Source organism: Stenotrophomonas maltophilia group sp. Smal17 (assembly GCF_030237045.1).
Classification (GTDB): Bacteria; Pseudomonadota; Gammaproteobacteria; order Xanthomonadales; family Xanthomonadaceae; genus Stenotrophomonas; species Stenotrophomonas forensis.
Map to the genome: position 1 here is coordinate 1 of NZ_JASJSU010000054.1, position 16784 is coordinate 16784.

The window sequence follows — 16784 nt, forward strand, 5'->3', positions numbered from 1 at the left end:
GCCATGCTCGGCAACCGCGCGCCAGCGCGGCACAGGCATCCCAAGCCGAAGGCCGTGCCGACCAAGGTCGGCACCCACCCGGACAAGAACGCCCCGGCCGGAGCCGGGGCGTGCCCATGGAGAGGGACTTGGGCTCAGTACTGGGCGTTGAGGGTCAGGCCCGAGAAGGTGCTGTACGCCTTGACCCGCACATACCAGGTGCCGGCAGCGGGGCTGTTGATGGTGCAGGTTTCGCTGTTGCCACTCAGGTACGGGCGACAGGTGTAGGTGGTATCGGTCGGGGCACTGCCCTGGCGCACGTAGAGGTCAGCATCACCGCTGCCACCACTGATCGCCACGCGCAGCTGGGTGCTGCCGGCCGGAACCGCGACGGTGTAGTTCAGCTCGGCACCGGTCGCGGCGCCCAGGCCGGTCACCGGCACGTTGTTCTGCAGCACGTTGCCACCCGGGTTCGGCCCACCACCGTTGATGGCCGCAGCAACGGCGGCATCGGCGTCGACGATGCCGGCACCGCAACCACCCGAGCATGCACCCGGCAACGGACGTGCGGTGCTCTTGATGATGCTCTCGACCTGTGCCGGACTCAGCGGGCTGGGCGCCACCGACTGCATCAGTGCAACCACACCCGCCACGTGCGGCGCCGCCATCGAGGTGCCGTTGTAGGACGCGTAGGTGGCGCTGCCCGGCGTGGTGGTGCCGGTGTTGAGGGTGGACAGGATGCTCTGGCCCGGGCCGGAGATGTCGATGCCGGCACCATAGTTGGAGAAGCTGGCACGCGCACCGGCCGAGGTGGTCGCGGCCACCGCGATCACGTTCGCACAGTTGGCCGGCACCGACGAGGACACGTTGGTGTTGCTGTTGCCAGCGGCCACCACCACCGTGGTGCCACGGCCGACCGCACCGTTGATTGCGTTCTGGTAGGTGGACGAGCAGCTGCCGCCGCCGCCCAGCGAGAGGTTGATGACCTCGGCCGGATTGGCGTTGGCCGGCACGCCACTGACGGTGCCACCGGAGGCCCAGACGATCGCATCGGCGATGTCCGAGGTGTAGCCACCGCACTTGCCGAGCACGCGGACCGGCACGACCTTGGCGTTGAACGCGGTGCCGGCCACGCCGGTGCTGTTGTTGGTCACCGCCGCCACCGTGCCGGCGACGTGGGTGCCGTGCCAGCTGGAGTTGGAGGCTGGAATGCCCGGGCCGCACTCGTTGGCACCGTACCAGTCGCCTTCGTCGTTCGGATTGCTGTCGCGGCCACCGCCATCACGCGCCATCGCCGCATCGCTGATGAAATCGTAGCCCGGCAGGATGTTGGCATTGAGGTCCGGATGGTTGGTGATGCCGGTGTCGATGACCGCCACCACCACGCCGGTGCCGGTCGACTTGTCCCAGGCCGGGCGCACGTTGATCGACGCATTGGAGGTGCCAAAGCCCCACTGCTCGCTGAAACGGGTGTCATTGGGCGTCAGCGTGGCACGCATGATCTGGTCGACTTCGACGTATTCCACGTTCGGATCGGCGGCCAGCTTGCGCATCAGCAGCTCGGATTCGGCCTGGTCGAGCGGACGATCGGTCCTGACCAGGGTCGGGCCGACGGCCAGCTTGCGGACTTCCTGCAGGCCCAGCGCGCGGCCCTGGCTGCTGGCCAGGCCGGCGGCGGCCGTCTTCAGCGAGGAAGCCAGTGCGGTGGTATTGGCCACCGGCGCACTGCCGTCACGGTACTTCACGATGAAGCGCTGGTGCGTCGGCGCGGACTGCAGCCCGCTGAGCTGGACATCACCGGCCAGCGCAGGCGTGGCCAGCAGCAGCGATGACAGAACGGACGCACCAAGGACCACCCACACTCGACGCACACGCGGTTGCGTTACCTGGGACATCGTATTTCCCTTTCTAGTGGTGTGAATGCCGGAATCGGCAGAAGCACCGGCCCGAACCATGGGCTGGCTTGCGTTGGCGAGGTTCGAAGTCCGGCGAGTCAGCGGATCCCCCTTTTGATCCGCCGTGCAGATGACGCTAATGACCAAAACCGGACACCACAAGATTTTCAGCGTCTTTTCAGCAAGATGAAATGTCTGATCTGAGACTTTCCGGGTCGAGGGTTTGTGAAGGTGAAGGAACTTTCGCGCGCCCTGCACAGCCCTGACTGGGGGATGTCATGTCCACGCATGACTTTGCCGACATCGGCGTCCGCTCACCAACGACGACGGCCGCCCGGCATCGGAACGGCCATCACGCATGTGCTTCAGGAACAGCGCTACTGTGCCTGCGCAACACCGGCGGGACGGATCTGCTGCCCCTTGACCGGCTCACCGCGCGCGACGGGCTGGCCATCGGCCAGGTAATCGGAGAACTGCGCCGGCAGCGCCGCGCCGACGCCGAATGCAGGCCCTGCCTGCAGCTGGTAGTGCAGGTGCGGCTCGGAGGAATTTCCGCTGTTGCCACAGTCAGCCAGATGCGCACCGCTGCGGACCACCTGCCCCTGTGCGACGCGCACGCTGCCCTGCCGCAGGTGCGCCAGCACCGAGTACTCGTCATTGCCGTGGTCGAGGATGACCCGGTTGCCGGTGAGCTGCGCCGCATTCATCTGGCCGGGCACGTTGTCGGCAACACTGTCGACCACCTCTACCACGGTGCCATCGGCAGGCGCGAGGATCGGGCGACCGAAGCAGAAGTAGTCTTCATTGCGCAGCCCGTCGCCCCGGTGCGATCGGCCCTCGCGGACCATCAGCAGGTCCAGCGCGAAGCGCTGGCCGGCGTGGGCCGCATGGTAGTTCTGCTCGATGCTGCGCCCACCCCAGAACACGAAGAACTCGTCGTCGAACGGCAGTTGCAGGCGCGTGCGGGTGGTGTAGTCAAGGAACCGGCTGGCCGCGGCCTGTGGGGGCGAGGACTGTTCGGGGCGGATGTAGAAGCCGCTGATCCGCCCCTCGGCGTCGAGTGCCCACAGCACCTGGACGATGCCCGGGCGCTTCTCGAAACGAACCTGGCGCAGATAGGTGTCGTTTCCATCTGCACTGCCGACCTTCTCGCTGACCACTTCCGTTTCCGCCCCCCAGCCGGAGATCACCTGCTCGCGCAGTGCCACCAGGTTCTGCCTGGACTGCAGCGCCGCCTGCATCTGCGGCGTCATCCGCTCCCACAGGGCGTCGATGTGTCCCTCGTAGAACTGCGTGGTCAACGCCGCCCCCTGCTGGCGCGGATCGCTCGTCGCGGCCCTGCCACCGAGGGCTGGAAGGGCGAGAACCAGAACTGCAATCAGGCGTGGAAGCAATGTCATGTCAGGGCTCCTTGCGATCTGGAACGGGAATACCGGCGACGATCGCCGCCAGCTGCGTGCGGTATTCGGTAAGGGCCTGTCGCCCAACCGGAGTCAGCTGCAGGGTGGTCAGGGGACGCTTGCCCCGGAACGTCTTGTCGATGGCAACCAGCCCGGCCGCCTCCAACTTGCTCAGATGGCTGGACAGGTTGCCTTTGCTCAGGCCACTGAGATGTTCGACGAAACCGAACTCGGCCGATTCGGCGCCGGCCAGGATCGACAGGATCAGCAGGCGTGCCGGTTCGTGGATCAGGCGATCAAGCTGCAGCAGCGTGCGGGCATCAGGCAATCTGCTCATTCGGGGTGTGCCCGCCCCGCCATGAACATGCGCATCTCGGCCTGCAGGCGGAGGAAGCGCTGGTGATCACGCCAGCCGACGACGATCAGCGCGATGGACGCCAGCGGGAACACGGCGGTGCTCGGCCCGAACCCATAGGTCTGCCCGGTGAAGGCCAGCGCGGCCTGGCACATCAGGAACACGCCCACGATGAACTCCAGGGGAGTACGCAGCCAACGCCACACGACCCAGGGCAGCATCGCCACCACCCCGAGGTAACCGAGTGCGCGCAGGTCCCAGGGCCGCTCCCCCATCGGGGCCAGCCGGGTCAGCACGCTGCCGACCACCAGCACGCTTACCAGCGCGGTGAAGGCGATGAAGAATCGCTGGAAATTGCGCTCGACCGGCGTGACCTGCTCCTCGACCTGGCCCAGCCGCTGATAGTAGCGGCGCGCAAGCCACTGCTTGCCGACGATCCAAAGCATGGGCATGGCGATCAGCACGATGCGCAGCGCCAGGGTGGTCGGCAACAGGGCGCCGGCCAGGAAAGAGGCCAGGCAGGCAACGCCACCGGCCATCGCCGACAGGCCGCCGGCGCTTCGCGAGTACCGCGAGTATTCACGGGTCAGCGCCTGCAGGCGCGAGGAAGGGTCGATGACGGACGGCTGCTGCATGACATGCTCCAGCGGGGGCGTTTGAATTAAGTTTGCATTGCAAACCTATTTGCGTCAATCACTCCCGGGCAGCGATCCGGCGGCCCCATAACGCAGAAAGCCCGTCACGGGGACGGGCTTTCCGGGAACGCGGTCGAGCCTGGCTCGACGCTATCGTTCGGTGCGAGCGATCAACCCAGCTTGACCAGCCAGTTGTGGCGGTCCGGCAGACGGCCGTACTGGATATCGGTCAGCTCCTTGCGCAGCGACATGGTCACTTCGCCGGCCGGGGCGTTGATGTCGCCCACCGAGAAGCCCTCGCCCTTCAGCTGGCCGATCGGGGTAACCACCGCCGCCGTGCCGCAGGCGAACACTTCGCTGATCGCACCGGACGCCACGCCGTCCTTCCACTCGTCAATGCTGACCTTGCGCTCTTCGACCTTCATGCCGCGGTCGCGCGCCAGCTGCAGGATGCTCTCGCGGGTGATGCCCTCGAGGATGCTGCCGGACAGTTCCGGGGTAACCAGCGTGCCGTCCTTGTAGACCAGGAACACGTTCATGCCGCCCAGTTCTTCCAGGTACTTGCCCTCGACCGGGTCGAGGAACAGCACCTGCGAGCAGCCCTGGGCCTGTGCCTTCTGCTGCGGCAGCAGCGAGGCGGCGTAGTTGCCACCGCACTTGGCGGCACCGGTGCCACCCTTGGCCGCACGCGCGTACTCGGTCGACAGCCAGATCGACACCGGGGCGACGCCCTTGGCGAAGTACGGGCCGGCCGGGCTGGCGATGACGTAGTAGCCGGCCTTGTGCGCGCCGCGCACGCCGAGGAAGGCTTCGTCGCCGATCATGAACGGACGGAAGTACAGGCTGGACTCGTCGGCCGACGGCACCCAGGCGCTGTCCACCGCGATCAGCTGCTTCAGCGATTCAACGAAGATCTCCACCGGCAGTTCCGGCAGCGCCAGGCGCTGCGCCGAACGCTGCAGGCGACGGCCGTTGGCATCCGGGCGGAAGGTCCAGATCGAACCGTCGGCGTGGCGGTAGGCCTTGATGCCTTCGAAGATTTCCTGGCCGTAGTGCAGCACGGCCGCAGCCGGATCCAGCTGCAGCGGGCCGTAGGCGCGCACGTTGGCGTTGTGCCAGCCGGCATCCTTGTCCCAGCGCACTTCCACCATGTGATCGGTGAAGTGCAGGCCGAAGCCCGGCTTCTCCAGGATCTGGGCGCGCTCTTCAGCGCTGCGCGGGTGGTCCGAACGGGTGACGGCGAAGCTGGGAATGGACTGGGACACCGGAGATTTCCTGTTCTGGTTGCGGGTAGTGCCGGGCCCGCGTCGCTGCGGGCCGTGGGTCAAAGCATGCCGGTCTCGAGCCGCGCCGCTTCGGACATCATGTGCTGGTTCCACGGCGGGTCGAATACCAGCTCGACGTCGGCCTCGGCCACCGTCGGGATCATTTCAAGCTTGCTGCGCACATCATCGACCAGGATGTCACCCATGCCGCAGGCCGGTGCGGTCAGGGTCATCTTCACGTCGATCTCGCGCTGGCCTTCGTCCAGATGCTTGATCTCGACCTCGTAGACCAGGCCCAGTTCGACGATGTTCACCGGAATTTCCGGGTCGAAGCAGGTGCGAAGCTGCTGCCACACCAGCTGTTCCACCTGTTCATCGGTGGCATCGGCGGGCAGCTCCAGCGGTGCCGGGGCCTCCTTGCCGATGGCGTCGCCGTCCTTGCCGGCGATGCGGAACAGGTTGCCCTCGACGAACACCGAGTAACTGCCGCCCAACGCCTGGGTGATGTACCCATAGCTGCCGGCGGGCAGGGTCACGGTATCGCCCTGCGGGACCATCACGGCCTCGCAATCGCGTTCGAAGTGGACAGGTTCGCTGCTACGGGAATACATGGGGACCGATATGGGGCCGCGGCCGAGGCCACGCAAGACGGCATTCTAGCCCAGCCGCCCTGCCACCGCCGGTGCACTGCGGCAAACCACAGTATCCTGTGGGCGACCTTCTGGGAGCTTCGATGTCCTCCAATGCCGCGCGTGCCAGGACCGTGACCTGGCTCTGGCCCTTCATGCTGTTGCTGGGCCTGGTTGTTGCTCCCCTTGCCTGGATGGTGCTGGCGCTGATGACCGGTCGGCAGGTCGGCTGGATGGCGGTACTGACCGCACTGGAACTGGTGTTCATGCTGCGCATGGGCACGCTGGGGCCGGGCCGCCTGCGCATCGCGCTGGTCGTGCTGGGCACGCTGCTGGTCGCCGCCGTGGCCAACTGGACCATCGCCAGTGCGTGGATGGGCGGCTCGATCGGGCTGGGTTTGTGGGACGCCAGCCTGCGCATGGGCCCGCACCTGGCCTGGACCCTGATCACCCTGGCCAATGGCGCGATGGAATGGCTGTGGCTGGCCGTGGCCGTGATCGTCGGCGCCTGGCTGGCGCGCTGAGCCCACCGGCAGGTAGTGCCGGCCGCTGGCCGGCAAAAACGTGCGGACCAAGGTCCGCACCTACCGGCCCTCGGCGGATCCGACCCCGGCCTTCAATGCCCGCCGTCGAGCGCCTTCAGTTCACTTACCAGTGAGGCCGCCGCTTCAGCACCATCGCCGTACAGCATGCGGGTGTTGTCCGCGTAGAACAGCGCATTCTCGATGCCGGCAAAGCCGGTGCCCTTGCCGCGCTTGATCACCACCACGTTGCGCGCGTTGACCACGTCCAGCACCGGCATGCCGTAGATCGGGCTGGCCGGGTCGGTACGCGCGACCGGATTGACCACGTCGTTGGCGCCGATCACCAGCACCACGTCGGTGTTGGCGAATTCGGGATTGATGTCGTCCATGTCAGCGATCAGGTCGTAGGGCACGCCCGCTTCGGCCAGCAGCACGTTCATGTGCCCGGGCATGCGCCCGGCCACCGGGTGGATGGCGAACTTCACCTTCACCCCGCGCTGGCCCAGCCGCTGCGCCAGTTCCCAGATCTTGTGCTGGGCCTGCGCGACCGCCATGCCATAACCGGGCACGATCACCACGCGCTCGGCGAAGGCCATCATCGCCGCCACGTCGGCCGCTTCAATCGGCTTCTGCGAACCGGAGATCGCCTGTGCTTCACCGCCGGCACCACCGCCGAAGTTGGAGAACAGCACATTGCGGATCGGCCGGTTCATTGCCTTGGCCATCAGCCGGGTCAGCAGGATGCCCGCCGCACCGACCATCATGCCGGCGATGATCAGCGCCTCGTTGCCCAGCACATAGCCTTCGAACGACACCGCCAGGCCAGTGAACGCGTTGTACAGAGAGATCACCACCGGCATGTCAGCGCCACCGATCGGCAGCGTCATCAACACGCCCAGCGCCAGCGCCAGCACGAAGAAGGCGACGATCGCCCAAGTGCTGAGCGTGCTGGCGGCGATGATCGCCAGGACCACCACCGCCAGCGCCACCACCAGGTTCATCACCTGCTGGCCCGGCCAGGTCACCCGCTTGTCGAGGCGGCCATCCAGCTTGGCCCAGGCGATCACCGAGCCGGACAGCGACACCGCGCCGATCGCCGCGCCGACCACCGCCAGCAGCAACACCGTGCCCGACGGTTGGCGCGCGGCCAGATCGGCCAGTGCCTGCTCGCTCCAGTGCGTGGTGTCACGGTGGGCCAGGAAGGCATAGCGCAGCAGTTCCACTGCGCCGATCGCCGCCGCCGAACCGCCACCCATGCCGTTGTACAGCGCCACCATCTGCGGCATGTCGGTGATGGCGACCTTGCCGGCCGACCACCAGGCCAGCCCCGCGCCGAGCAGCAGCGCCACCAGGATCAACGGCACGTTGTGCAGTTCGGGCAGGAAGAAGGTCGCCGCCGTGGCCAGCAGCATGCCCAGCCCGGCCCAGCGGATGCCGCTGCGCGCGGTCAGCGGCGAGGCCATGCGCTGCAGGCCCAGCAGGAACAGCGTAGCGGCGACGAGGTAGCTGGCCTTGACCAGCCAGTCGAGCAGTTCGACGGTGCTGATGTTCAAGCCTGCGGCTCCTTCGGCTGATCCTTGCCGCCCTTGGGCGCGCTCGGCTTGAACATTTCCAGCATGCGCGCGGTGACCACGTAGCCGCCGGCGGCGTTGCCGGCGCCAAGCACCACGGCGAGGAAGCCCAGCGCTTTTTCCAGCGGCGTCTGCGCATGCCCCAGCACCACCATCGCACCGATCAGCACGATGCCGTGGATGAAGTTGGAACCCGACATCAGCGGGGTGTGCAGGATCACCGGCACCCGCGAAATGATCACGTGGCCGGCAATGGCGGCCAGCATGAAGATGTACAGCGCTACGAACCCGTCACTCACTGGCAACGCTCCCGCTCTGTCTTCGTCGGCCCATCATAACCACGGGCTGAACCCGGCGCGTACCCCGCGTCAACCGAAGCGACGCTCACGCGTTGTCGATGGTGACCCCGAGCGAGGAACCGTACCCTGTGCTGGTGAGCAGCCCCGTCCCCCCGAGCGCCGAGACCGATGCCGTGCCGGCGTCGCTGGAAGCGTTCCTGGCCAGCGTCGGCCCGCGTGCGTTCCGCTTCGCCGAGGCCGGCCTGCGCCAGCGCGAAGACGCCATGGACGCGGTGCAGGACGCGCTGATGCGCATGCTGGACTATGCCGACAAACCGGCCACCGAATGGGCGCCGCTGTTCTGGAGCATCCTGCGCCGGCGCGTGATCGACCTGCAGCGCCGGCGCCGCTTCCGCCTGCCGTTCTGGCGCGACAACCAGGACGCCGACGGGGGCGACATCGACTGGGCCGACCCCGGCCCGGACCCGGCGCAGGCGCATGAGCAGCGCCAGCAGTACCAGCAGCTGGTGCAGGCACTGCGCACGCTGCCTGCGCGCCAGCGCGAGGCCTTCACCCTGCGCGTGCTGCAGGACCTGGACGGGGCCACCACCGCCCGCGCCATGGGCTGCAGCGAAGGCGCGGTAAAAACCCATCTGGCACGCGCCCGGCAGGCGCTGCAGGACTACCTGGAGACCCACCCGTGAACCGCTCCCTGCCCTCCGATGACACCCTGCGCAGCCTGCACGCGCAGTCGCTGCAGGCGCTGTCGCCGGCCACGCTGGCCCGGTTGCGCCTGGCCCGCCACGGCGCCACGGCGGCCCATCGCGGGCGCTGGCGCTGGTGGCTGGCCAGTGCCTGTTCGCTGGTGGTGGCACTGGGTATCGGCCTGCAGTTCAGCGGCCACGGCCCCGTGACGGGCCCCGCGCCGGCTCCGGTGCTGGCCTCGGTGGAAGACAACAGCGCGCTGTACGACGAAAATCCCGATCTGTACCTGTGGCTGGGCGACACCGACCTGGCGATGGAGTGAAACCATGCCCCGATTGAACATCCTGCCGCTGTTGCTGACCCTGTCGCTGCTGCCGGCCGTCCCGGCGCTGGCGCAGAGCGCCGCGCACACGCCTGCCGCGCGCCCCCTGCCGGCCACGCCCCTGCCAGCGTGGGAACAGCTGAGTGAAGCCCAGCGCGAATCCCTGCTGGCACCGCTGCGCGACCGCTGGAACGGCGCCGATGCCGGCCAGCGCCAGCGCATGCTCTCTCACGGCCAGCGCTGGCAGTCGATGAGCCCGGAGGAGCGCGACAAGGCCCGTCGCGGCCTGCGCCGCTTCGAGCACATGAGCCCGGAACAGCGCGAGCAGGCGCGTGCCCTGTTCGGGCAGATGCGCGACATGCCACCTGCGCAGCGCGAAGCTCTGCGTGAGCGCTGGTCGCAGATGACGCCGGAGCAGCGCAAGGACTGGGTGCGCGACAATCCGCCGCCGGCGAAGCCGCGGTAAACCTTCGGGATAGCGGGGCCAGATCCCTTTGCCAGCGGCAAAGGGATCTGACCCCACGTCATTCACGACTGCCAGCGCGTCTTCGCCAGCAGTTCGTCTTCCCAATCGAAGCCGAGCTGGCCCTCGCGCACGAACAGCGCGACGAAGTTGAGCAGGTTGCGCGCATACATTTCGCTGGCCTGGGTCGCACCACGACTGGCCAGGCCCAGCGGGCCATCGATGGTCACCCCTTGATGCTCGATGCACTGGCCCGGCTGGGTCAGCGCGCAGTTGCCGCCGCTCTCCGCCGCCAGGTCCACGATCACGCTGCCGGTGGCCATGCCGTCCACCATCGCGGCGGTCACGATCGTCGGTGCCGGGCGCCCCGGCACTGCCGCCGTGCAGATCACCACGTCGACGCCGCGCAGATGGTCGGCCAGGCGGCGCTGCTGTTCGGCGCGCTCCTCATCGGTGAGCGCGCGCGCATAGCCGCCCTCGCCCGCCGCGCTCACGCCCAGGTCGAGGAAGCGCGCACCCAGCGACTGGATCTGCTCGCGGGTTTCCGGGCGCACGTCGAAGCCCTCCACCTGCGCGCCGAGCCGGCGCGCGGTGGCAATCGCCTGCAACCCGGCCACGCCGGCACCGATCACCAGCACCTTGGCCGGCCGCACGGTACCGGCGGCGGTGGTCAGCATCGGGAAGAAGCGCGGCGCGCGCTCGGCGGCGATCAGCGCGGCCTTGTAACCGGCCATGCCGGCCTGTGAACTGAGCACGTCCATCGCCTGCGCACGGGTGGTGCGCGGCAGCTGCTGCAGCGGGAACAGGTGCAGACGATCCTCGGCAGCGAGTGCAGCCAGGGCTGGATCGCTGGCCGGGGTCAGCAATCCGACCACGCTGGCACCCGGCTTGAGCTTTTCCAGCACCCCCGCAGGCGGTGCCTGCACGCACAGCAGGATGTCGATCTCGCCCCAGCGCTGCGCATCGAACGCACGGGCACCGGCATCGTCATAGGCGGCATCGGTGAAACCCGCCGCGAGGCCGGCACCGCTTTCGTACCAGACGGTGATGCCCAGGGCACCGAGCTTGCGCGCGGTCTCCGGCGTCAGCGCCACGCGCCGTTCGCCCGGCACGGTCTCCTTGATCCCCAGCAACGCCACGGCCATGCAGGTCCCCGCTGATCGGTGAGTTTTCCCGATCCTAGCAGGCGGCCCTGCTCAATGCAGGGTGGCGCTGCCCGGGTCCAATCGATCGATCACACCCTGCATCGCGCTGTCGAAGGCGCCATCATCAACGTGGGCACGCAGGCGGCCCAGCCGCACCATCACCGCCAGCTCTTCCGGCGAGGCCACGCAGAAGCGCACACCGCGGCGGTTCACGAACAGCAGGCGCGAAGAGATCGGACTGACCCAGGACAGCTTGCCGGCCTGGACCTTGCCATCCTTGTCGACGAAGTCCAGCCAGTTGCCGATTTCCATGCGACGGAAGCGATCGGCGTCGGCATTGTCGAAGTCATCGGCATCGATCTGCCCCCCCAGTTCCACTGCCGGCGACTCGGCCACCGGCGGTGCCGGCAGTGCGACCTGCGGCAGCTCCGGCAGCGCGCGCTGCAGCTCCGGACGGGACTCGGCAATGCCCTGCAGGGTGTCATGCAGGGCGTCGATGGCGCCGGTGGCCGCGTCACCATGTACGCCGACACTGGCGAACACCTTGGCCAGCGCCGGCTGCCAGGCCTGCAGCCACGGCTTGCCGACGATCTGGCGGCGGGCCTCGGCCACTTCCTCCAGCAGGCCGTCGCCCAGGCCCAGGGCCTCGGCCACCGACGCGCCCTCCTCGCCTTCGCGCAGCAGCGCCAGGGTCAGGTGGTGCTGCCACGGCTGGCGCAGGAACTCGGCGATGGCCGGCGGCAAAGTGGCGTCACCGATACGGCGATCCAGCTCGGCGCCGGCACGGGTACGGGCCATTTCCAGCTTTTCCTGGCCGCGCTGGGTCTCGGCAGCACGGCGCTCGGCGATTTCCACACGGCGGCGATGCTGCACCAGGAACTCGCGGAATTCTTCTTCCAGGGTCAGGAAGATCGCCAGGTTCTCGTTGAACTCGGCCACCAGGCGCTCAATGATTTCCTCGACCTTGGCCATCAGCATGCGCTCGGCCTGGCTCTCGCCGGTGTTGCCTTCGCAGGCCTCGGCCAGCGAATTGAGCAGCTTGCGGGCCGGGTGGGTCTTCTGCACGAACATGCGGCGGTCGAGCATCGCGACCTTGACGAACGGCACCACCAGGCGGCCGATCAGCTCGCGCGAGCGGCCTTCCAGTTCGCGCTCGTCCAGCATCACGTCGAACAGCATGCCGACCAGGTCGATCGCATCTTCGTCCTGCGGGTCCAGCCGGGTCTGGCCGGGGTCGACGCCGAGGCGGGTGGCGCTGGACAGCACTTCACTCTTCAACCGCTGCGCCAGCGATTCACCATCCTCGCCGATCGCTGCACGCAGCGTCGCACTGGGGGTGGCCTGCAGGAGCGACAACACCGACATCATCTCGCGCTGGCTGAGCGGGCGCTGCTGGCCGATCGCCACCTGCGCGGCCGACGTTGCATCCTCGCGCACATGGCGGGTCTGCTGCAGCAGTTCGTGCAGCGCTTCCAGCAGCATGCCCTGCTGGCCGGCGTAGGCCTCGCCAGTACCGCTGTCTTCGCCCGGCAGGTGCTGCTGCATGTGGCCACGCCGCTCGGACCAGCGCGCGGCAAAGCGCTGTGCCCAGGCCGGCGCGGCCTGCTCATCTTCACTGAAGTCGGCATCGAAGCCCGCGCCCTGGCGCTGTTCCACCAGGTCGTCCAGGGCCGAGGCCATGCGCGGGTCGGGCGCGGCCGACGGCGGACGCCGTGGCGCCCCCATCTGCGACATCACGCCGGCCGCAGCCAGTTGTTCGTCAAGCTTCTCGTAGATGCGGCCGACCGGTGCGCGCAGGTCGCGCTCGCACAGCTTGATCAGCACCAGGTGCACTTCCGGGGCCAGTTCACAGCCGGCAAAAGCTTCGTGGATGGCGACACCCAGATGCTCGGGACTGATCGGGTTGTGATCGGCATCCAGTTCACTGCCACCGATCAGCCGGCCCAGGCGGCGGTCGAGCCGCGCCAGCACCGGTTTGAAGTCACGCAGCAGCACGGTGGCGAAGTTGCGCACTGCCAGCCGCGATTCCAGCACATGTTCCGCCAACAGGCTCAGGCCGTCCTCGGCCGGGCCGGACAGGGTCGTTTCGGCCGACAGCGGTTCACCGCTGGCCAGCGCCTCCCAGGCCCGCTGCAGATGGCCGGCAAAGGCGGCCGCGATATCCTCGCGGCGGCGGCGCAGTTCACGCATCGCATCCAGGAACAGCAGCTGCGACGAACCGGCATTGCCGGCCCGGTCGAACAGGGCATCGTCGAACCGCGCCAGTGCGGCCCCGAAGGCCTGGCACAGCGCCGGCAGGACCATGTCCCGGGCACGCTGGAGCTGGGCCGGGTCACGCCCCGGCGATCCCATCGGTGTGGGCACGCTCATCATTCGGGAAGGCTCCCCACCTTCTCTGGTACGACAGACAGCATGGACATCGCGACGGCCGGCACACCCCATGCACCGGTACGTCGATGGTAGGCCGGCCAGCCCGTCACGGACAGTGAAACAGTCCTCACTTCAAACCTCATGACCGGCGGCCCGGCAAGATAGATATCGTAAGCCGTGCAAGGCCTGCGAGGCGAGGGGAAGCGGCCGTCCGTTTCCCGCCAGTGGCATGACGTTCATCACAGTTTGATATTCAAAGGCCGGACGCGACACAAACGGCGTCGTTGACCACCCCGACTATAATCAAACACCCGTGATGACCGGTTCAGACTCCATGCCCGACCCCGCCGCCCTGCTTGCCCTGGATGCCCGCCGCTCAGTGCCCTCGCGGCAGCTCGGCGAGCCCGGACCGGACCCGGCCACCCTGCAGCGGATGCTGGCTTCGGCGGTGCGCGTGCCCGACCACGGCAAGCGCGTGCCGTTCCGCTTCCTGAAGATCGCCGGCGATGCACGTCACACTCTGGGCGACTTCCTGGTCGAACGCAGCCGCCAGCGCGACCCGCATGCCGGCGAGGCGGTATTCGAGAAGGACCGCCAGCGCTTCAGCCACGCGCCGCTGGTGATCGTGGTGGTGGCCAGCCCGCGCCCGGACCCGAAGGTGCCCGAGCAGGAGCAGCTGATGACCGCCGGCTGCGTCTGCTTCGCCCTGCTGCAGGCGGCACAGGCGCTGGGCTTCGGCGCCCAGTGGCTGACCGCGTGGATGGCATTCGACCCCGCCGTGCAGGCCCACCTCGGCCTGGCCGCGGGCGAAAGCATCGCGGGTTTCATCCACATCGGTACGCCGAAGGCCGAGGTTCCAGAGCGCGAGCGCCCCGACCCTGCGGCGCTGCTGCGCGACTGGACGCCGCCGGCATGACCCTGCCGGCACCGGCGCCCTCGCTGTACCTGGTTGATGCCAGCATCTACGTGTTCCGCGCCTGGCATTCGTTGCCGGACCAGTTCCAGGATGCACAGGGCTGGCCGACCAACGCCGTGCACGGCTTTGCCCGCTTCCTGCTGGACCTGCTTGAGCGCGAGCGCCCGCGGCACATCGCCATCGCCTTCGACGAAGCGCTCGACAGCGGCTTCCGCCACCGCCTGTACGCGGCCTACAAGGCCAACCGCGACCCGGCGCCGGAAGCACTGAAGCGCCAGTTCGTGCACTGCAAGGCACTGTGCGCCGCGCTGGGCCTGGTGGTGCTGGCCCATCATGACTACGAGGCCGATGACCTGATCGGCAGTGCCCTGCACCAGCACCGGCACAGCCATCGTGGCGTGATCATTTCCGCCGACAAGGACCTGTCGCAGCTGCTGCTCGATCACGACGAGCAGTGGGACTACGCGCGCAACCAGCGCTGGGACGTGGCCGGCGTCAAGGCACGTCATGGCGTGCATGCACACCAGATCGCCGATTACCTGGCGCTGTGCGGCGATGCGGTGGACAACATTCCCGGCGTCAGTGGTGTCGGCAGCAAGTCCGCCGCCGTGCTGCTGGCCCACTTCGGCAGCATGGACGCGCTGTACGAACGCCTGGACGAAGTGCCGTTCCTGCGCCTGCGCGGCGCTGCACAGATGGCGGTGCGCCTGCGCGAGCAGCGCGAGCACGCCCTGCTGTGGCGCCAGCTGACCACCATCGCGCTGGATGCGCCGCTGGAAGGCAGCCAGCCCGGGCTGCTGCGCCAGGCCGCCGACCCGGAGCTGCTCGGTGGCCTGTGCCAGACCCTGCGCTTCGGCCCGATGACCCGCCGCCGGCTGTTCGATGCCGCCGGCGTGGCCGACCCTCTTCCCATCCACAGCGAGCCCGCATGAGCCAGCGCAATACCGAAGCCCCGCGTGTCGTCTATGAAGGCAAGTACCAGCGCATGCTGGTGCGCGGCACCTGGGAATACAGCGAACGTACCCATGCCGGTGGCCTGGCGGCGATCATCATCGCCGTCACCCCCGAGGACAAGGTGCTGTTCGTCGAACAGTTCCGCGTGCCACTGCAGGCACCCACCATCGAGATGCCAGCCGGCCTGGTCGGCGACATCCATGCCGGCGAGTCGATCGAAGTCTCGGCCGTGCGCGAGCTGGAAGAAGAAACCGGCTGGACCGCCGATCACGCCGAAGTGCTGATGATCGGCCCGACCTCCTCCGGTGCCAGCAGCGAGAAGATCGCCTTCGTGCGCGCCACCGGCCTGCGCCGGATCGGCGAAGGCGGCGGCGATGACAGCGAGGACATCACCGTGCACGAGATTCCGCGCACGCAGGCCGCGGCATGGCTGGTGCAGAAAATGGGCGAAGGCTACGAGCTGGATGCCAAGCTGTGGGCCGGCCTGTGGATGATCGAGCACCACTTGGACGGGCGCGCGCGTGGCTGACGCCGACCTGCACACGTTGCCGGCGTTGCTGGACGCCGACGACCCGGCGCTCTACACGATCCACCAGCCGCGGGGCGCCTCGCCGTTCCTGCTGCTGGCCGACCACGCCGGCCAGCAGGTACCGCGTGCCCTCGCCGGCCTGGGCTTGCCGCAGGCCGAACTGGACCGCCACATCGGCTGGGACATCGGCATTGCCGGCACCACCCGCGCATTGGCCGAACGGCTCGATGCCTGGGCGATCGAACAGACCTATTCGCGGCTGCTGATCGACTGCAACCGTCCGCTGGCCTCGCCCACGCTGATTCCGGAAGTGAGCGACCACACCCGGGTGCCGGGCAATGCCGGGCTGTCGGCGGCGCAGCGGCAGCAGCGCATCGATGCGATCCACGCGCCCTACCACGCACGCATCGACGCCGAACTGGACGCACGCCGCGATGCCGGCCGCGCCACCCTGCTGGTGATGATGCACAGCTTCACCCCGGTGATGAACGGCATGCAGCGGCCGTGGCAGGCCGGCGTGCTGTACCACCAGGACACGCGATTTGCGCATGCACTGCTGCAGGCGCTGCGCGACGAAGGCGACCTGGTGGTGGGCGACAACGAGCCGTACTCGGTGAGCAGCACCAGCGACTACGCAGTGCCGGTGCATGGCGAAGGCCGCGGCCTGGTGCACGTGGAACTGGAAATCCGCCAGGACCTGATTGCCGATGCCGCCGGACAGCAGGCATGGGCGGAGCGGCTGGCGCGGATCTTCAGCGCGTTGCAGCCGCAGTTGCTGGCGGCCGGTTGAGGATCGTCCACGCATGGCGTGGATCTACCCCGAATCGGTAGTGGGGGGGGGGGGGGGGG

The 16784-nt window shown here is 68.2% G+C and carries 18 protein-coding genes; 8 read left to right on the forward strand and 10 right to left on the reverse strand.

The window, feature by feature from the left end; genetic code table 11:
* Nucleotides 1-134 precede the first annotated feature (134 nt).
* The 6 genes from QRO93_RS14140 to sufT form a co-directional block, all read right to left on the reverse strand.
* The gene (locus QRO93_RS14140) at nucleotides 135-1874 is read right to left on the reverse strand and encodes a S8 family peptidase (RefSeq protein ID WP_180880846.1); all 1740 of its coding nucleotides are present in this window, start codon (nucleotides 1872-1874) and stop codon (nucleotides 135-137) included.
* A gap of 377 nt (nucleotides 1875-2251) precedes the next feature.
* Nucleotides 2252-3274 (reverse strand): M23 family metallopeptidase, encoded by a 1023-nt coding sequence (locus QRO93_RS14145; protein ID WP_053448868.1) that lies wholly within the window; start codon nucleotides 3272-3274, stop codon nucleotides 2252-2254.
* Nucleotide 3275: 1 nt separating this feature from the next.
* Nucleotides 3276-3611 carry a transcriptional regulator gene (locus QRO93_RS14150; RefSeq protein WP_004154344.1) on the reverse strand — a complete coding sequence of 112 codons (336 nt, stop codon included), beginning with the start codon at nucleotides 3609-3611 and terminating at the stop codon, nucleotides 3276-3278.
* Nucleotides 3608-4264 carry a hypothetical protein gene (locus tag QRO93_RS14155; RefSeq protein WP_053448866.1) on the reverse strand — a complete coding sequence of 219 codons (657 nt, stop codon included), beginning with the start codon at nucleotides 4262-4264 and terminating at the stop codon, nucleotides 3608-3610. The genes QRO93_RS14150 and QRO93_RS14155 overlap by 4 nt, the downstream gene beginning before the upstream one ends.
* A gap of 170 nt (nucleotides 4265-4434) precedes the next feature.
* Nucleotides 4435-5529 carry a branched-chain amino acid aminotransferase gene (locus QRO93_RS14160; RefSeq protein WP_004154341.1) on the reverse strand — a complete coding sequence of 365 codons (1095 nt, stop codon included), beginning with the start codon at nucleotides 5527-5529 and terminating at the stop codon, nucleotides 4435-4437.
* 59 nt (nucleotides 5530-5588) lie between these two features.
* Entirely contained in the window at nucleotides 5589-6140 is a 552-nt protein-coding gene (gene sufT, locus QRO93_RS14165) for a putative Fe-S cluster assembly protein SufT (protein WP_004144911.1), read from the reverse strand.
* 122 nt (nucleotides 6141-6262) lie between these two features.
* Here sufT and QRO93_RS14170 point away from each other — a divergent pair, with 122 nt between their 5' ends.
* A complete protein-coding gene (locus tag QRO93_RS14170) occupies nucleotides 6263-6682 on the forward strand; it encodes a hypothetical protein (RefSeq protein WP_049457537.1) in 420 nt (139 codons plus the stop codon).
* Between the two features lie 92 nt (nucleotides 6683-6774).
* On the opposite strand, the gene QRO93_RS14175 is transcribed toward QRO93_RS14170, so the two are convergent.
* Both QRO93_RS14175 and QRO93_RS14180 read right to left on the reverse strand, forming a co-directional pair.
* Nucleotides 6775-8235 (reverse strand): NAD(P)(+) transhydrogenase (Re/Si-specific) subunit beta, encoded by a 1461-nt coding sequence (locus tag QRO93_RS14175; RefSeq protein ID WP_049457538.1) that lies wholly within the window; start codon nucleotides 8233-8235, stop codon nucleotides 6775-6777.
* Nucleotides 8232-8552, reverse strand: coding sequence for an NAD(P) transhydrogenase subunit alpha (locus QRO93_RS14180; RefSeq protein ID WP_049457539.1), 321 nt, complete (start codon nucleotides 8550-8552; stop codon nucleotides 8232-8234). The genes QRO93_RS14175 and QRO93_RS14180 overlap by 4 nt, the downstream gene beginning before the upstream one ends.
* A 98-nt stretch (nucleotides 8553-8650) precedes the next feature.
* Here QRO93_RS14180 and QRO93_RS14185 point away from each other — a divergent pair, with 98 nt between their 5' ends.
* From QRO93_RS14185 to QRO93_RS14195, 3 genes are read left to right on the forward strand one after another with little or no spacing between them, the layout of a single operon-like run.
* Nucleotides 8651-9235, forward strand: coding sequence for an RNA polymerase sigma factor (locus QRO93_RS14185; RefSeq protein WP_080357282.1), 585 nt, complete (start codon nucleotides 8651-8653; stop codon nucleotides 9233-9235).
* On the forward strand, nucleotides 9232-9558 hold the full coding sequence (locus QRO93_RS14190) for a hypothetical protein (protein WP_049457541.1): 327 nt from the start codon (nucleotides 9232-9234) through the stop codon (nucleotides 9556-9558). The genes QRO93_RS14185 and QRO93_RS14190 overlap by 4 nt, the downstream gene beginning before the upstream one ends.
* A gap of 4 nt (nucleotides 9559-9562) precedes the next feature.
* Nucleotides 9563-10024 carry a DUF3106 domain-containing protein gene (locus QRO93_RS14195; protein WP_053448864.1) on the forward strand — a complete coding sequence of 154 codons (462 nt, stop codon included), beginning with the start codon at nucleotides 9563-9565 and terminating at the stop codon, nucleotides 10022-10024.
* A 62-nt stretch (nucleotides 10025-10086) separates the two neighbouring features.
* Here the strand turns inward: QRO93_RS14195 and QRO93_RS14200 are convergent, their stop codons facing one another.
* Entirely contained in the window at nucleotides 10087-11166 is a 1080-nt protein-coding gene (locus QRO93_RS14200; RefSeq protein WP_053448863.1) for an NAD(P) transhydrogenase subunit alpha, read from the reverse strand.
* Nucleotides 11167-11217: 51 nt separating this feature from the next.
* Nucleotides 11218-13539 (reverse strand): DUF1631 domain-containing protein, encoded by a 2322-nt coding sequence (locus tag QRO93_RS14205; RefSeq protein ID WP_053448862.1) that lies wholly within the window; start codon nucleotides 13537-13539, stop codon nucleotides 11218-11220.
* A gap of 331 nt (nucleotides 13540-13870) precedes the next feature.
* On the opposite strand from QRO93_RS14205, the gene QRO93_RS14210 reads away from it, so the two are divergent.
* The 4 genes from QRO93_RS14210 to QRO93_RS14225 are packed head-to-tail and all read left to right on the forward strand — an operon-like array spanning nucleotide 13871 to nucleotide 16725.
* Nucleotides 13871-14452: a nitroreductase gene (locus tag QRO93_RS14210; protein WP_065428689.1), complete on the forward strand. Its 582-nt coding sequence runs from the start codon at nucleotides 13871-13873 to the stop codon at nucleotides 14450-14452.
* Nucleotides 14449-15384: a 5'-3' exonuclease H3TH domain-containing protein gene (locus QRO93_RS14215; RefSeq protein WP_049457964.1), complete on the forward strand. Its 936-nt coding sequence runs from the start codon at nucleotides 14449-14451 to the stop codon at nucleotides 15382-15384. Before QRO93_RS14210 ends, QRO93_RS14215 begins: the two co-directional genes overlap by 4 nt.
* Nucleotides 15381-15935, forward strand: a complete 555-nt coding sequence (locus QRO93_RS14220) for an NUDIX hydrolase (RefSeq protein ID WP_180880848.1) — start codon at nucleotides 15381-15383, stop codon at nucleotides 15933-15935. Before QRO93_RS14215 ends, QRO93_RS14220 begins: the two co-directional genes overlap by 4 nt.
* Nucleotides 15928-16725, forward strand: a complete 798-nt coding sequence (locus tag QRO93_RS14225) for an N-formylglutamate amidohydrolase (protein ID WP_180880850.1) — start codon at nucleotides 15928-15930, stop codon at nucleotides 16723-16725. Before QRO93_RS14220 ends, QRO93_RS14225 begins: the two co-directional genes overlap by 8 nt.
* Nucleotides 16726-16784: the final 59 nt, after the last annotated feature.

What these genes read in the sequence shown, in the direction of transcription:
- QRO93_RS14150 (WP_004154344.1), bottom strand. Translation starts at nt 3,611, where the DNA reads ATGAGCAGATTGCCTGATGCCCGCACGCTGCTGCAGCTTGATCGCCTG.
- QRO93_RS14200 (WP_053448863.1), bottom strand. Translation starts at nt 11,166, where the DNA reads ATGGCCGTGGCGTTGCTGGGGATCAAGGAGACCGTGCCGGGCGAACGG.
- QRO93_RS14205 (WP_053448862.1), bottom strand. Translation starts at nt 13,539, where the DNA reads ATGATGAGCGTGCCCACACCGATGGGATCGCCGGGGCGTGACCCGGCC.
- QRO93_RS14145 (WP_053448868.1), bottom strand. Translation starts at nt 3,274, where the DNA reads ATGACATTGCTTCCACGCCTGATTGCAGTTCTGGTTCTCGCCCTTCCA.
- QRO93_RS14140 (WP_180880846.1), bottom strand. Translation starts at nt 1,874, where the DNA reads ATGTCCCAGGTAACGCAACCGCGTGTGCGTCGAGTGTGGGTGGTCCTT.
- sufT (WP_004144911.1), bottom strand. Translation starts at nt 6,140, where the DNA reads ATGTATTCCCGTAGCAGCGAACCTGTCCACTTCGAACGCGATTGCGAG.
- QRO93_RS14185 (WP_080357282.1), top strand. Translation starts at nt 8,651, where the DNA reads ATGGTGACCCCGAGCGAGGAACCGTACCCTGTGCTGGTGAGCAGCCCC.
- QRO93_RS14220 (WP_180880848.1), top strand. Translation starts at nt 15,381, where the DNA reads ATGAGCCAGCGCAATACCGAAGCCCCGCGTGTCGTCTATGAAGGCAAG.
- QRO93_RS14215 (WP_049457964.1), top strand. Translation starts at nt 14,449, where the DNA reads ATGACCCTGCCGGCACCGGCGCCCTCGCTGTACCTGGTTGATGCCAGC.
- QRO93_RS14155 (WP_053448866.1), bottom strand. Translation starts at nt 4,264, where the DNA reads ATGCAGCAGCCGTCCGTCATCGACCCTTCCTCGCGCCTGCAGGCGCTG.
- QRO93_RS14195 (WP_053448864.1), top strand. Translation starts at nt 9,563, where the DNA reads ATGCCCCGATTGAACATCCTGCCGCTGTTGCTGACCCTGTCGCTGCTG.
- QRO93_RS14170 (WP_049457537.1), top strand. Translation starts at nt 6,263, where the DNA reads ATGTCCTCCAATGCCGCGCGTGCCAGGACCGTGACCTGGCTCTGGCCC.
- QRO93_RS14210 (WP_065428689.1), top strand. Translation starts at nt 13,871, where the DNA reads ATGCCCGACCCCGCCGCCCTGCTTGCCCTGGATGCCCGCCGCTCAGTG.